At 42.1% G+C, this 271-nt stretch carries 1 pseudogene; it reads left to right on the top strand.

What is annotated here, in order from left to right:
* A pseudogene (locus C1E99_RS06415) lies at nt 1-271 on the top strand (sensor histidine kinase); the annotation flags it as partial.

Below are 271 nucleotides of genomic sequence, written 5' to 3' on the forward strand. Positions count from 1 at the left end.
GACCGATAATCTCAACCAGCAGGATGTCAATCACCAGCTCTTACGCTTGGACAATTATATGGCAAATCTCCTCAATTACCTCAAACTGACCAACCATGCTAGCGATTTTCGTTTTGAGCAGGTGGAAGTAATAGAAGTAGTTGTGGACTTGGTCAAAAAATACCGCAATCAGTTCTTGCAAAAAGACATTTCAGTGACCATCGATGGAAATTGGTTACTGAAAACCGACAGAAAGTGGCTCAGTTTTGCCCTGTCACAGATTATCGACAAC

Source organism: Streptococcus suis, from assembly GCF_002964045.1.
Classification (GTDB): domain Bacteria; phylum Bacillota; class Bacilli; order Lactobacillales; family Streptococcaceae; genus Streptococcus; species Streptococcus suis_U.